Origin of the sequence: Chryseobacterium daecheongense, assembly GCF_003729955.1 — a bacterium.
GTDB lineage: Bacteria > Bacteroidota > Bacteroidia > Flavobacteriales > Weeksellaceae > Chryseobacterium > Chryseobacterium daecheongense.
In genome coordinates this window covers 279,336-293,057 of sequence record NZ_RJTX01000004.1, presented here as the reverse complement: position 1 = coordinate 293,057, position 13,722 = coordinate 279,336, and the positions used below count along the sequence as shown (strand labels likewise).

15 protein-coding genes are annotated in these 13,722 nt (G+C 33.9%); 2 read left to right on the top strand and 13 right to left on the bottom strand.

Features of this window, described 5'->3' with window-relative positions:
* Window positions 1-5 precede the first annotated feature (5 nt).
* From EGI05_RS14725 to EGI05_RS14665, 13 genes are all read right to left on the bottom strand, one after another.
* A complete protein-coding gene (locus EGI05_RS14725; protein WP_123263793.1) occupies window positions 6-1,202 on the bottom strand; it encodes a glycosyltransferase family 4 protein in 1,197 nt (398 codons plus the stop codon).
* Window positions 1,189-1,779 carry an acyltransferase gene (locus EGI05_RS14720; RefSeq protein WP_123263792.1) on the bottom strand — a complete coding sequence of 197 codons (591 nt, stop codon included), beginning with the start codon at window positions 1,777-1,779 and terminating at the stop codon, window positions 1,189-1,191. Before EGI05_RS14720 ends, EGI05_RS14725 begins: the two co-directional genes overlap by 14 nt.
* Window positions 1,779-2,675, bottom strand: a complete 897-nt coding sequence (locus EGI05_RS14715; RefSeq protein WP_123263791.1) for a glycosyltransferase family 2 protein — start codon at window positions 2,673-2,675, stop codon at window positions 1,779-1,781. The genes EGI05_RS14720 and EGI05_RS14715 overlap by 1 nt, the downstream gene beginning before the upstream one ends.
* Window positions 2,675-3,775, bottom strand: coding sequence for a DegT/DnrJ/EryC1/StrS family aminotransferase (locus EGI05_RS14710; RefSeq protein ID WP_123263790.1), 1,101 nt, complete (start codon window positions 3,773-3,775; stop codon window positions 2,675-2,677). Before EGI05_RS14710 ends, EGI05_RS14715 begins: the two co-directional genes overlap by 1 nt.
* Window positions 3,772-4,830 carry an acyltransferase family protein gene (locus EGI05_RS14705; protein WP_123263789.1) on the bottom strand — a complete coding sequence of 353 codons (1,059 nt, stop codon included), beginning with the start codon at window positions 4,828-4,830 and terminating at the stop codon, window positions 3,772-3,774. The genes EGI05_RS14710 and EGI05_RS14705 overlap by 4 nt, the downstream gene beginning before the upstream one ends.
* Window positions 4,827-5,378: an acyltransferase gene (locus tag EGI05_RS14700; protein ID WP_123263788.1), complete on the bottom strand. Its 552-nt coding sequence runs from the start codon at window positions 5,376-5,378 to the stop codon at window positions 4,827-4,829. The genes EGI05_RS14705 and EGI05_RS14700 overlap by 4 nt, the downstream gene beginning before the upstream one ends.
* On the bottom strand, window positions 5,368-5,790 hold the full coding sequence (locus EGI05_RS14695) for a sugar 3,4-ketoisomerase (protein ID WP_123263787.1): 423 nt from the start codon (window positions 5,788-5,790) through the stop codon (window positions 5,368-5,370). Before EGI05_RS14695 ends, EGI05_RS14700 begins: the two co-directional genes overlap by 11 nt.
* A complete protein-coding gene (locus EGI05_RS14690; protein ID WP_123263786.1) occupies window positions 5,780-6,181 on the bottom strand; it encodes a sugar 3,4-ketoisomerase in 402 nt (133 codons plus the stop codon). The genes EGI05_RS14695 and EGI05_RS14690 overlap by 11 nt, the downstream gene beginning before the upstream one ends.
* The gene (locus tag EGI05_RS14685; protein ID WP_123264376.1) at window positions 6,178-7,437 is read right to left on the bottom strand and encodes an ABC transporter ATP-binding protein; all 1,260 of its coding nucleotides are present in this window, start codon (window positions 7,435-7,437) and stop codon (window positions 6,178-6,180) included. Before EGI05_RS14685 ends, EGI05_RS14690 begins: the two co-directional genes overlap by 4 nt.
* A gap of 25 nt (window positions 7,438-7,462) precedes the next feature.
* On the bottom strand, window positions 7,463-8,311 hold the full coding sequence (locus EGI05_RS14680) for an ABC transporter permease (protein ID WP_123263785.1): 849 nt from the start codon (window positions 8,309-8,311) through the stop codon (window positions 7,463-7,465).
* Between the two features lie 176 nt (window positions 8,312-8,487).
* Window positions 8,488-9,351, bottom strand: a complete 864-nt coding sequence (gene rfbA, locus EGI05_RS14675) for a glucose-1-phosphate thymidylyltransferase RfbA (protein WP_123263784.1) — start codon at window positions 9,349-9,351, stop codon at window positions 8,488-8,490.
* Between the two features lie 12 nt (window positions 9,352-9,363).
* Window positions 9,364-10,443, bottom strand: coding sequence for a dTDP-glucose 4,6-dehydratase (gene rfbB, locus EGI05_RS14670; RefSeq protein ID WP_123263783.1), 1,080 nt, complete (start codon window positions 10,441-10,443; stop codon window positions 9,364-9,366).
* 3 nt (window positions 10,444-10,446) lie between these two features.
* Window positions 10,447-11,763: a UDP-glucose dehydrogenase family protein gene (locus EGI05_RS14665; protein WP_123263782.1), complete on the bottom strand. Its 1,317-nt coding sequence runs from the start codon at window positions 11,761-11,763 to the stop codon at window positions 10,447-10,449.
* A gap of 213 nt (window positions 11,764-11,976) precedes the next feature.
* Between EGI05_RS14665 and rimP the strand changes: the two genes are divergently transcribed.
* Window positions 11,977-12,444, top strand: coding sequence for a ribosome assembly cofactor RimP (gene rimP / locus EGI05_RS14660; RefSeq protein ID WP_123263781.1), 468 nt, complete (start codon window positions 11,977-11,979; stop codon window positions 12,442-12,444).
* Between the two features lie 17 nt (window positions 12,445-12,461).
* Complete coding sequence (gene nusA / locus EGI05_RS14655; protein ID WP_123263780.1) at window positions 12,462-13,697, top strand: transcription termination factor NusA; 1,236 nt, start codon at window positions 12,462-12,464, stop codon at window positions 13,695-13,697.
* Window positions 13,698-13,722: the final 25 nt, after the last annotated feature.

The window sequence follows — 13,722 nt, the reverse complement described above, 5'->3', positions numbered from 1 at the left end:
ACTGTTTAAATCAAGGAATTAATTATATGGAAGATTTCAGCAGTTAATTTTGTGTCAGAATATTCTTCTTCCAATCTTTTGTGGATATTTTTTCCATAGCTTTCTCTTAATTTAGAATCATTTAATAGTTTAATGATTTCTGAGGCCATTGTATCTAAATCTAAATAAGGAATGAGAATACCATGATTATCTCCCAAAAATTCCACAGCGCCTCCGCTTTTTTCAAAAGCCACAATTGGTTTCTTGAGTTTTGCTGCTGTTAACATTACCAAAGGAAAAGGATCTTCTCTCGACATCAAAAGAAATATATCAAAAAGATTAATATAATCGTTAGGGAATTTATTATGATCAACAAAGATTAGGGTATCATCTATACCCAGTTTTTCAGCATCTATTTTGGCACATCTCACAGCAGGATTTTTGGATGTTCCTCCTAAGTTGATAAATTTGAAGTTGATATCAGTTTTTTGTTTGATTTTCTTAACAAGCAAAGGAATCATATCTGTTCCTTTTCGCAGTTCTTGCGAACTTGCAATTCCAACGATTAAATCATCATTTTTTATTCCCAGTTCCTTTCTAAGGCTCTCTTTATCTTTTTGAATGGTAAGAACGGAATCAACAAAAGAATGTACAACATTTATTTTTTTCGGATCTGCTCCATATTTTGTTACAAGATTATCTCCAACTGCCTTTGAGCCTGCAATAATCTTTGTAATATTTGAAATGTTTTCTAAAACAAATTCTTTGGGGTAAGTACTTTCTATTCCGAACGAAAGTTCATGAATGGCTACAATTGTCGGAATATTTTTTTTGTAAAAAGGAATGGTCCACTCCAAGGACTCCATGGTATTCCCATAAACGAGATTGTATTTATTTAAAATCAGACTTGAGGTAATTTTATCGATCTTATCCTGATGGTTTTCTTTTTTTCTGAAAATGATAGATTGGATTCTCTTCAAGTTTCTCTTCACAAAGGAGAATGATTGAAGATGATAATGAGCAACAATAATATTATTTGAAATTTGAGCAAAATCTTCATATAATTCTCCTCCTCTAATCAACAATACATCAATTGTATAGGTTTCTTTTTCTTGTTTTAATCTTTTCAATAAATTTAAAACAAGAATGGGAGCACCTGATAGAGATGCTTCATGTGAAATGAATAATATTTTTTTTGGCATATTCATTTTAGAGGGATTCATAAATTAAATTTTGATTGTGTTTTACAATAGTATTCGGAGGGACAGATTTATGAATAATACAACCTGCTCCTATTACGGAGTTATCCCCAATCGTTACTCCTTTTAAAATCACTACATTACTTCCTATCCAACAATTTTCCCCAATTTTTATAATATCTTTTGTATATTTTTCTTTTTCTACATGAATTACAGAACTTTTTTCAATAAGATGGTTGTGATCATAAAGCTTTACTCCTTCCCCGAATATAGTGTCATCTCCAATTTCAATTCTTTCCAGACAGTTTACAGAACAGCAGTTATTAAAAAAAACACCTTTTCCAATAATGAGTTCTGCATCTGGATAAACTAAAATATTACAATGTTCTCTCAAAAGGACATGTTCATCGATTCTGATATTTCCAATTTTTTTGTTATCTCCTTTGAAGACCTGAGTATTCTGAGGAACAAAAGTAGGATGAATATTAATGTTAGGATTTGATAAAAATTCCTGCCACTTTTTCAATTGCTTTTTACTTTCATTTCTGTCGACCAAAGAAATTATTTTTTCTGAAATATATTTTTTTAATTTATTTAGCATTAGAAAAATTTATATTTAAGGTGATACAATTTAATTGGCAAGCCATATTTCAAACAACAATTTAACCAAGGTTCTCTTCCTTTATATTGGGAATATTTTTTAGATACCTTTTTTATTTCTTCTTTCTCCGTTGAGGTGAGATAAATCTTTCTTATATCGTTGTTTATTTTTGATTTATTCTCTAGAGATGTATCATATTTTAATCTTAACAAGATTTCTTCTACAAAAACTATTCTTTCTTTTATTTTTGAAATATTTCCCTCATGTTTCCTATGATATGCAAGATTTTTCGGAATAAAATCGATAAAATAATTTTCATTGATTCTCAACCATCTGTCATAATCTTCGATAAGAATATTTTTATCATAAGGCCCTGTTTCCAATAATACACTTCTCTTTACTAAAGTACTCAGGGCGGGAATATAATTCATTTTTTTCAATATAGTTCTGAAGTGATTTTCATTTTCGTAAAAGTCAAAATTTTGATGATAATTAATTAGCTTCTTTTCTTCGGTTAATATAAAAGAACTGGAGAAAACCATTCCAAAATTATCATTTTTAGACTCAAGAGAATGTACGCATTTGCTTAGAAAATCGGGGTGAAAATAATCATCAGCTGCTATGATGCTTAGATATTTTCCTTCAGTCAAAGTGATACATTCATTCAATGTTGTGGCAAAGCCTTTATTTTCAGAATGGAAATTAGTTTTAGCTAAAATATTGTTTTCTTTTAGCCATTTTTTAGCCACCTCCATAGAATTATCTGTGGAAGCATCATCAGCAATAATAAGTTCCCAATTTTTATAAGTCTGATTTTTTATACTGTCTAAACACTCAGTAATAAATTCTGAGTGGTTATACGAAACAACAATAAAACTTACAAGTGGGCTTTCCATTAAAAATTGTTTATGAGTTGTATAATTTTAGCAATTTCTTCTTCACTCATTACAGGAGACATTGGCAGGCTTAGAACTTCATTGTGAATTTTTTCACTAATAGGAAAGGATAAGCTATTCCAATCTTTATAGGCTTGTTGTTGATGAGGTGGAATAGGATAGTGAATAAGTGTTTGAACACCATTTTCACTAAGATATGATTGAAGTGAATCTCTATTTTCCGTTCGAATGACAAAAAGATGCCATACATGTTCTTTTTCGTTTTCCGGGTTTTCCGGCAAAATTATTTTAGTATTTGAAATATTACTGATAAAATGTTTGGCAATAGTTCTTCTGATATCATTTTCATGATTGATATACTTTAATTTAATGTCTAAAACACCTGCCTGGATCTCATCTAATCTTGAGTTTAATCCTTTGTAAATATTGACATACTTTTGATTAGACCCATAATTTGCTAGCGCTCTGATTGTTTTTGCTAAATTTTCATCATTTGTTGTTATCGCTCCTGCATCCCCCAAAGCTCCTAAATTTTTGCCAGGATAAAAGCTGAAGCCTGATGCATCACCTAAACTTCCTGTTTTTTTGCTGTTCCATTCAGCTCCAATTGCCTGAGCATTGTCTTCAATGATCTTCAAGTCATGCTTCTTGGCTAATTGTTCTAATTCGGCCGAAAAAACTACCCTTCCATAAAGATGGACAATTAAAATTCCTTTTGTTTTAGAAGTGATTTTTTCTTCAATTTTAAAAACATCAATATTATAGTTGTTAATGTCTGGTTCCACTAAAACCGGAATTAGACCATTATCTGAAATAGCAAGAATAGATGCAATGTATGTGTTGGAGGGAACTATTATTTCGTCACCTGGATTCATTAATCCCATTTCGATATAAGCCCGAAGGATCAAACGCAGAGCATCTAGACCATTGGCAACTCCTATAGAATATTCGGTACCAATATATTGAGCAAGATTTTTCTCGAACATTGCGAGTTCGCTCCCCATTAGATACCATCCGGACCTGAATACTTGTATTAACTTAGCTTCGATCTCATCCTGATATTGTAGGTTGATTTTTTGTAAGTCAAGGAACTTAATCATGAGAATAAATTTTTTATTTTTTTATTAAACGGTTTTTCTATAGTCTCAAAAGCAAAGATACTAGTAATGAGTGTGATAATGAACATTACAGTAGCTAATGTCATTCCTTCTAAATGGATCCCTTTAAAACCATTGTATTTAAGAGTATATGTTATTACTAAATAATGAATCAGATAAAATCCGAAACTTATTTCGCCTAAATATACAAGCCATTTCCCTGAAAGAAATTTCGATATAAACGTTTCTTTTTTCTCTAAAAAAAGAGAATTGCCAGCCATTAAAATGATCAGACACATTGGTAGCCAATAATAAATAGAATATCTGTAGCTGATTGGAAAATAATTCTTGAATGTAAAGAATAAAACCAAAATTCCCAGTGCCCCGATTTCTAAAAAAGTATATGCGCTTCGATTGAAATTTAAGCTTATTTTTTTTAGATAAAGGGAAACATCAAATAATAAAATTCCCAAAATAAAGTCGAAAATTCGGGTAAATGGCGATATGTATAGCCAATAATGAGTTTTCTGTTCCGGTAATAGATTATTCAATATAATCACCAAAGAAACAAAAGATATTGCCAGTAGAATCTTAAAAATCATTTTGAACCTATAGCTAATTGAAATCAAAATGGGGAAAAGTGCGTAAAAGAATATCTCATCCGAAATACTCCAGGAAGGGGCATTATATGAGAAAAAATATTTTTGATCTGGAAAATAACTCTGAACTAATAAAATATTATATAATAAAATTTCAAAAGTACTGTATAATCCGGGTATAGCAGCTAATATTGTGAGAAAATATAATGGATAAATCCTTGCGAATCTTGCAAGATAAAACTTCTTTAAAGTGATGCTTTTGTTTTTAAATTTTTCTCTATAATTTAAAGAAAGTATGAAGCCGCTTAATATGAAAAAGAAACTAACTCCTAAAAAACCTTCTGAGAAAATATTATTGAATATCTCCTCATATCTTTTATCTGTTTTTAAATAAGCCAAATGGCTTAAAAAAACACAAAAAGCGAAAAAGAATCTCAAAGAAGTTAAAGGTTTTATCATTTTTTCAAAACCAATTTATCGTTAACGAAATGATAAGAATTTCCTTCTTTATCTTTCAACATGAGATTTAAAATTATACCTTCTTTTGTAATGTAACCGCTGTGTTTAGCAGGATTTCCAAACCAAACAGTATTGGCCGGAATATCTTTTGTTATAACACTTCCGGCTCCGATTAGTGCGTCCTCTCCAATTATATTTCCCGCAATAATGGTAGAGTTTGCACCAATCGAGGCCCCTTTTTTCACCAACGTTTTGCTAAATTCTGTAGGATATTTTTTTGAGCGGGGGATCAAATCATTGGTAAATGTTACATTTGGTCCAACAAATACATTGTCTTCTAATGTAACACCATCCCAAATTTGGACACCAGGCTTTACTGTTACGTTATTGCCTATCACGACATCATTTTCAATAAAAACATTACAGTTGATATTACAATTTCTCCCAATTTTTGCATTTTTTAAAATCACACAAAATTGCCAGATCATGGTATCTTCACCAATGTTTTCAGTTTGAACGTCAGCTAAGTCGTGAATTTTATATTTCATTTTGAATTTTTAAATAAGTTTCATAATTTCTTATATAATCTTCCTCATTGTAATTATGCGATGCTAATACTAAGCATATTGCCCCTGAAGAAAAATTAGCTTCTGAAGCCCAAATTCCTGGAGGAATGTGCAGCCCGATGTCCGGACGATTAAGAAAAACTTGTCGTTTGAACTTTCCATCATCCAAAGAAATCTCAAAACTTCCACTAGCTGCAATCAAAAATTGATGACATTCTCTATGCGAATGGGCGCCTCTGCTTTCTCCACCTGCAATATCATAGAGGTAAAATACCCTTTTTACATTAAAAGGAAAATTAGAATTATTTTCAATGACAGTAAGATTACCCTCATCAAAACTGATTTTTCCTAAATCTATTACACTACAATCAAATACAGATAATTTATTTTTCATTGATCAGCTTTTTAAATTCTTCAAAATCTCTAATATAATCTTTCTCGTCGTAAGACTGATTAGAAACAATTAATGCCAATGAATTGGTAGAAAAGTTTTCTAATTTCCTCCAATACATTTTAGGAATATATAATCCGTAATATGATCTGTTAAGTGAAAATGTTTTTTCTTCTTTTCCGTCATGTATCGTTACATCAAAGCTTCCTGAGAGAGCAATGATAAATTCCTGTTGTTCTCTAAAAGCATGACTGCCTCTGGTTTCACCCCCGGGAACATCATAAATCCAATATGTTCTTTTAATTTCAAAAGGTAAATTGGAAGGGTGCTGAAAAAAGGAAAGATTGCCTCTTTTATCATATATTTTAGGAAGCTCTATTATTTTAGGTATCATGGCGTTTGTACGTTATAGTCAAAATTAGGTCTTGTAACTCCTGGGTAAACATGCAGTTTACTTCCGACTTTTACATTTTCAACTTCAAATCCAACAAAATTATCTATAGCAAATAGGACCTCTGTTTGGTTTTTCCCAAAAATTAATTTAAAATAATAATTTCCAGCATTTAAAAACCCTGGTGGGATATCAAATTCAACAGTATAAATTCCAACTTTGGAATCCTGATTTTCCGTAATAAGTTTTCCAACATGGAAAATGATAAGTTCCTCATAGTTCCTAAGCTCAAAGGTCGTGTCTAAATTGATATTTGTGAGATTATTCTGGAAAACCAGTTTTATTCTTATTCCAGACTCAATATCAATGATACCTCCCTTTATTGGAGAAACCGTGAATTCTTTGATTCTGATGTTTTCATTTCCTAAAGAGTTCTCTGGATTTCCATTGTCAATATAGTGAGTTGCTGCTGTATTGCTCTTCTGGTATTCGATAATAGTATTCATTATACTTCCTTCATAGGCAAGTGAACCCTGATGTAAAAGAATGCCTTTATTGCAAAGTTCTTTTACAGCGGTCATATTATGACTCACAAAGAGAATAGTCCTTCCTTCCCCTCTTGTCACATCTCCCATTTTTCCCAGGCATTTCTTTTGGAATTCCGCATCTCCCACGGCTAAAACTTCATCTACGATCAGGATTTCAGATTCTAAATGAGCTGCAACAGCGAAAGCAAGACGTACATACATTCCTGATGAGTATCGTTTTACAGGGGTGTCAATATATCTTTCAACTCCTGAAAAATCAACGATTTCATCAAATTTCCTCTTGATTTCTTTTCGTGTCATTCCGAGGATAGCTCCATTAAGGAATACATTTTCACGCCCTGTCATTTCAGGGTGAAAGCCTGTTCCTACTTCCAATAAAGAAGCAATTCGTCCTTGCGTATATATTTTTCCGGTAGTAGGTTTGGTCACCTTACTCAGTAGTTTCAATAGCGTAGATTTTCCAGCTCCGTTTCTTCCAATAATCCCTACGGCATCTCCTTGTTGTATTTCAAAATTGATGTCACGAAGAGACCATACATATTCGGAATCTCCTTTGGTTGTCCTGTCATTGGCTTCACCAATTTTCAGATAAGGATCTTCTTTTCCTCTTACTTTATGCCAAAACCTGTTTAGGTCATGAGAAAGTGTTCCTGTTCCCACTTCTCCTAAACGGTATTGCTTTGATATATTTTCTGCTTTTAAAGCCAGCATGTTTTCTAATTTTTGAATTAATGACTTATACCGTGTCCATGAAAGTTTTTTCAACCTTGTTGAAAATAACAATTCCTATCGCCAGAAGGATTAAAATAATAATTGAACTGATTCCCAGCATTAATGGGGAAAACTCTCCAACACCCATCCATGCGTACTTGAAACACTCGAAAATACCGGTCAAAGGGTTGTACATAGCAATCTTTTTGAAAGGACCCGGAAGTGAAGATACCGGATAAATAACCGGAGTAGCGTACATATATAAACTTACTCCAAAGCCTAATAACATGTTAAGGTCTTTATATTTTGTCGTAAGTGCTGAAAAAATCATTCCTACCCCCAATGCGAACAATGCCATCAGAATAATAAGGAACGGTGTTGCCAGGATCCACCAGTTAGGATGAACTTCTCCTTTAGCAAGATAAAAGGCCCATCCGATAATAAATAATAATAATTGGACCGCAAAACGCATAAGATTGGAAATGACAACGGAAATTGGGGTAACAAGTCTTGGGAAATATACTTTTCCGAAGATATTGGCATTTCCGGCAAAAGTATAAGATGTCCCCGTTAAGGAGCTAGCGAAGTAATTCCAAAGCGTTACTCCGGCCAGGTAAAATAAGAGTTTAGGAGCCCCGTCCGTAGGCAGATTAGCAATCTTTCCAAAAACAACCAGGTAAACAATAGTTGTTAAAATGGGATTGATAAAAAACCAGATCGGTCCCAGAACAGTTTGCTTGAAACTTGAAACAAAATCTCTTTTCACAAACATATAAATAAGGTCTTTATATCTCCAGACCTCATTCAATCGTAAGTCAAATAAAGAGTGACTTGCCTCAATAGTTTCTGTCCACTTTTGTTGTGGTTCATTCATCAGTGTTATGTTTTATGCAAATTTATAATAATTAATTCGATCATTGCTTCTCAATTTATGAATTATTCATCGATATAAATCGAAAGTAACAACTAATATATTGATATTTGTTATTATGAACAAAAAAACTATTGACCATAAAGCCAATAGTTTATCAATATTTTAAATAAGTAAGCTTATTTCTTTACGAGTTGCTTCAGATATTCCCCGTATCCGCTTTTGCCATATTTGGTTGCTGTTTCAAGAAGTTTTTCTTCATTAATGAATTTATTTCTGAAAGCGATCTCTTCAATACAGCCGATTTTGAAGCCTTGCCTTTTTTCAATCACACTTACAAATTCGGAAGCATCGTGAAGCGAATCGAACGTTCCGGTATCCAGCCAAGCAGTTCCTCTGTCTAAAACACCCACTTCAAGTTTTCCTTTTTGAAGATAAACATTATTCACATCGGTAATTTCTAACTCACCTCTTGCGGAAGGCTGAATGTTTTTGGCAATTTCCACTATCTCGTTATCGTAAAAGTAAAGTCCCGGAACAGCGTAATTCGATTTAGGCTGTAAAGGTTTTTCCTCAATGGAAACGGCCTTAAAGTTATCATCAAATTCTACAACGCCATATCTTTCCGGATCGGCCACGTGATAAGCGAATACCACACCACCATCGGGATTGGTTTTATTTTTCAATAATGTTCCCATTTCAGAACCGTAGAAAATATTGTCGCCCAATACTAAAGCAGCCGGATCGTTGCCAATGAATTGCTCTCCCAATATAAAAGCCTGTGCTAATCCGTCCGGACTAGGCTGTACCACATATTCGATATTACAACCGATCTGTGAGCCATCTCCCAAAAGTTTGATGAAGCCTGCCTGATCATGAGGAGTGGTGATGATTAAAATATCCTTGATTCCTGCCAAAAGCAAAGTGGAAAGAGGGTAATAAATCATGGGCTTATCATAAACCGGCATTAATTGCTTGCTTACAGCAATGGTAAGCGGATAAAGCCTTGTTCCTGAGCCTCCAGCTAATATGATTCCTTTCATCTTGTTGTGTTACTAATTATATTGCTTTTCGTAGTATTTCTGATAATCACCGCTTGTTACATGCTCAAGCCATTCCTTATTTTCAAGATACCAGTCAATGGTTTTGGAAAGGCCTTCTTCAAAAGTTACAGACGGTTTCCATCCTAAATCTTCATTTAATTTAGAAGCATCGATAGCGTAACGCTTATCGTGTCCTGGTCTGTCTTTCACAAAAGTAATCAGCTTTTCGGAATACCCTTCAGGTTTTCCTAATTTAGCATCCATCTGCTTAATAAGTTCCTTAACAAGATCAATATTCTGCCATTCATTAAACCCGCCAATATTATAGGTTTCTCCTGTTTTGGCTTTATTGAAGATTTGGTGGATCGCTCTGGCATGATCAATCACGAATAACCAGTCTCTTGTGTATTTCCCATCACCATAAATTGGCAGGGGTCTTTCGTTAATGATATTCGAAATACAAAGAGGAATCAGCTTTTCAGGGAAATGATTCGGACCATAGTTATTGGAACAATTAGATACAATAAATGGCATTCCGTATGTATTTCCATAAGCTCTTACCAGATGATCAGACGCTGCTTTGGAGGCTGAATATGGAGACTGTGGATCATAAGGAGTAGTTTCAAGGAAGAAGCCTGTTTCTCCTAAACTTCCATATACTTCATCCGTAGAAACGTGATAAAATAAATTGGTTCTTTTTTCATCCGGGAATCTACCGTGAGTGTGATCCGGGTTTAATATCCAAAATTCTTTACAAAGATTAAGAAGATTAGCAGTTCCGTTTACATTCGTATTAATGAATGCCATCGGGTCAGTGATACTTCTGTCTACATGGCTTTCAGCGGCCAAGTGCACAACGGCATCCGGATTATATTTTTCAAATATTTTTCTTAATTCCTCAGGTTTTGTAATATCTGCTTTTTCGAAAACATAATTAGGTTCATTTTCAATGTCCTTTAAGTTTTCCAGATTTCCTGCATACGTAAGAGCGTCAAGATTAATAATAGTTGTTTCCGGATTGTTCTTTACAAACTCTCTTACAACATGAGAGCCAATAAAACCTGCTCCGCCAGTAATAATTATATTTTTCATCTATTATTTGCTTAAAATGGTTTTTCTACCAATACTTTTATAATAAAATCCATTTTGTTCAGGAACTTCCAATGGATACATATTCCTTCCGTCAAAAATAACTTTATTTTTCATTTTTTCGGCCATAAGCTTGAAATTCGGATTTTTAAACTCTGGCCATTCTGTTGCGATAAATAGTGCATCAGCATTCTCTAAAGCTTCATACATACTTTTTGCATATTGAATTTTATCTCCAAGAACTTTTTGAACGTTCTTTTCGGCAACCGCATCATACGCAACAATTTTCGCGCCTTTTTTTAAAAGCAGATTAATATTGTCCAAAGAAGAAGCTTCACGGATGTCATCTGTATTGGCTTTAAAAGCTAATCCCCATAAAGCAATGGTTTTTCCTTCCAGGTTGCCCCCGAAATAATTCTCAATGTCGGAAACCAGGATCACCTTCTGTGCAGTATTTACATTTTCTGTAGCTTCTAAAATCTGGAAATTGAAATCCTCCTGCTTTCCAGATTTAATTAAAGCTTTTACATCTTTAGGAAAACAGCTTCCTCCATACCCGATTCCCGGAAATAAGAATCTGTGCCCAATTCTGTCATCGCTTCCCATCCCTAATCTCACTTTATCAACATCTGCACCTACTTTTTCACAATAGTTGGCAATTTCATTCATGAAAGTGATTTTCACAGCTAGAAATGAATTCGCAGCATATTTGGTGAGTTCTGAGGATTTTTCATCCATAAAAATAATTGGAATGCCGGTGTTGGTAAATGGCTGGTAAATTTTAGCCATAATTTCTTTTGCTTTCTCAGAGCTTGATCCTACCACCACTCTTGCCGGGTTCATGGAATCTTCTACTGCAAAACCCTCCCTTAAAAACTCAGGATTCGAAACCACATCAAAAGGAATGTCGGTTTTAGAAGATATTACTTCGCTTACTTTATCGGCAGTACCTACGGGAACTGTACTTTTATTAACGATAACCTTATATTCGGTCATCATTTCTCCGATATTATTAGCAACCTGTAAAACGTAAGAAAGGTCTGCAGACCCGTCTTCTCCCGGAGGAGTAGGAAGAGCCAGGTAAACGACCTCGCTTTTGTCTAAAGCTTCTTTTAAGTTGGTGGTGAAAAATAACCTTTCAGCCTGAATGTTTCTCAAGAACATTTCCTCAAGGTTCGGCTCATAAATGGGAACAATGCCGTTTTTCATCCCTTCTACTTTTTTTTCATCAATATCAACACAGTATACTGAATTGCCAAGTTCTGCAAGCGTGGTTCCTGTAACCAATCCTACGTAACCTGTTCCTACAATCGTTATATTCAAAATGTATGTTTTTAAAAATTCATGACAAAAATAGTAAAAATACCATCATTGTGTTTTAATTTTAAGGATAAATGCAAACCTGCTTATTTACTTGATACTAAGATGATTTTGCTTTTTTAGAAAAAATGTGTATATTTGCATTGGATTTACGGAAAAAAATGAGAAGGCTTCGGAAGAAAGCCTTTTTTCGTACAGGTAAACCAAGATAATTATATGGAGTTTAGAAAAAGAATTGAAGAACTGTTACATGAGTTCCTTGAAACCAGAAAAGACTTATTTCTTATCGATTTAAAGTTTTCTGCCGGGGATGATATTACAGTAATTTTAGATGGTGACAATGGAGTTTCTTTGCAGGACTGTCTGGATGCAAGCCGTGCAATAGAGTTCAATATGGATCGTGAAGAGCATGATTTCAGCCTGCAGGTAATGTCGGCCGGATTAAGTGAGCCTTTATCAACTCCGCGACAATTCAATAAAAACATCGGACGAGAAATTGAAGTTCTGTTGAATGACTCTTCCAAGATCGAAGGAGAATTGTCTAAAGTGGATGAAGAAAAAATCACTCTTGTTTTACGATACAGAAAACCAAAAGACATAGGGAAGGGTAAAGTGGATGTGGAAGAAGAAAAGGAAATACCTTATACTGAGATAAAAAAAGCATTAGTAGTAATTAAATTTTAAAAAAAGAAAAAAGATAAATGGATAATATAGCGTTGATTGAATCCTTTGGTGATTTTAAAGACGAAAAGGGGATCAGTAAGATTGATCTTATGGCAATTATTGAAGATTCACTGAAAACTCTTTTGAGAAAAAGATTCGATTCAGATGATCATTTTGATGTGATTGTGAACCCTGATAAAGGAGATTTTCAGATATTCCTGAATAAGACGATTGTAGAGGATGAAATGTCTGAAGATGATGACTTGGAAATTGAAATTTCTGAGGCTAAGAAAATAGATCCTACTTTTGAAGTGGGGGAAGAATATACCATGGAAATCCCTGTTGCTCAATTGGGAAGAAGAAATATCCTTACTTTGAAGCAGATTTTAGCTACAAAATTACAGGAGCATAACAATGCCATGTTGTACGAGCAGTTCAGAGACAGAATTGGGGAAATTGTAGTAGGGGAGATCCACCACATCCGTCACAAGCACGTTATTTTGCTGGATGACGAAGGAAATGAATTTATCCTGCCAAAAGAAAATCAGATTCCATCCGATTTCTTTAAAAAAGGTGAAAATATCAGAGCTATTGTAGAAACAGTAGACTTTAAAGGTTCTAAACCACAAATTATTATTTCAAGAACTGCACCTAAATTCCTGGAAAAATTATTAGAGCTGGAAATTCCTGAGATCCAGGACGGAACCATCATCCTGAAAAAAGTGGTGAGAATTCCTGGAGAAAAGGCGAAGATTGCAGTAGATGCTTATGACGACAGAATTGATCCGGTAGGAGCTTGTGTGGGAGTGAAAGGATCAAGAATCCATGGCGTTGTAAGAGAGTTGAGAAATGAAAACATCGATGTGATTCAGTGGTCTAAAAACCCTGAGATTTTGGTGAAGAGAGCGTTAGGAAATGTTACCATCAATAAAATTGACATCAACGAAGGAGATACCTATGCATTAGTATATACTCCGGTTGAAGAGATTTCCAAAGTGATTGGAAAACAAGGTCAAAATATCAGACTGGCTTCTTGGTTGACAGGATATGAAATTGATGTATATAGAGAGTCCAGCGAGGATGATGACGTTGAATTGAAAGAATTTAATGACGACATTGAAGAATGGATTTTGGAGGAATTCAAGAAAGTAGGTCTTACTACTGCAAAATCTGTCTTGGATAAAGATACCGAGAGTCTTTTAAATATGGTTGACCTTGAAGAGGAGACAATTGAAGAGGTAAAACGTATATTAAGAGAAGAATTTGAGGATTAAAATTTTAAATAATTTTAATAAACAG

What these genes read in the sequence shown, in the direction of transcription:
- EGI05_RS14725 (WP_123263793.1), bottom strand. Translation starts at nt 1,202, where the DNA reads ATGAATCCCTCTAAAATGAATATGCCAAAAAAAATATTATTCATTTCA.
- EGI05_RS14720 (WP_123263792.1), bottom strand. Translation starts at nt 1,779, where the DNA reads ATGCTAAATAAATTAAAAAAATATATTTCAGAAAAAATAATTTCTTTG.
- EGI05_RS14715 (WP_123263791.1), bottom strand. Translation starts at nt 2,675, where the DNA reads ATGGAAAGCCCACTTGTAAGTTTTATTGTTGTTTCGTATAACCACTCA.
- EGI05_RS14710 (WP_123263790.1), bottom strand. Translation starts at nt 3,775, where the DNA reads ATGATTAAGTTCCTTGACTTACAAAAAATCAACCTACAATATCAGGAT.
- EGI05_RS14705 (WP_123263789.1), bottom strand. Translation starts at nt 4,830, where the DNA reads ATGATAAAACCTTTAACTTCTTTGAGATTCTTTTTCGCTTTTTGTGTT.
- EGI05_RS14700 (WP_123263788.1), bottom strand. Translation starts at nt 5,378, where the DNA reads ATGAAATATAAAATTCACGACTTAGCTGACGTTCAAACTGAAAACATT.
- EGI05_RS14695 (WP_123263787.1), bottom strand. Translation starts at nt 5,790, where the DNA reads ATGAAAAATAAATTATCTGTATTTGATTGTAGTGTAATAGATTTAGGA.
- EGI05_RS14690 (WP_123263786.1), bottom strand. Translation starts at nt 6,181, where the DNA reads ATGATACCTAAAATAATAGAGCTTCCTAAAATATATGATAAAAGAGGC.
- EGI05_RS14685 (WP_123264376.1), bottom strand. Translation starts at nt 7,437, where the DNA reads ATGCTGGCTTTAAAAGCAGAAAATATATCAAAGCAATACCGTTTAGGA.
- EGI05_RS14680 (WP_123263785.1), bottom strand. Translation starts at nt 8,311, where the DNA reads ATGAATGAACCACAACAAAAGTGGACAGAAACTATTGAGGCAAGTCAC.
- rfbA (WP_123263784.1), bottom strand. Translation starts at nt 9,351, where the DNA reads ATGAAAGGAATCATATTAGCTGGAGGCTCAGGAACAAGGCTTTATCCG.
- rfbB (WP_123263783.1), bottom strand. Translation starts at nt 10,443, where the DNA reads ATGAAAAATATAATTATTACTGGCGGAGCAGGTTTTATTGGCTCTCAT.
- rimP (WP_123263781.1), top strand. Translation starts at nt 11,977, where the DNA reads ATGGAGTTTAGAAAAAGAATTGAAGAACTGTTACATGAGTTCCTTGAA.
- nusA (WP_123263780.1), top strand. Translation starts at nt 12,462, where the DNA reads ATGGATAATATAGCGTTGATTGAATCCTTTGGTGATTTTAAAGACGAA.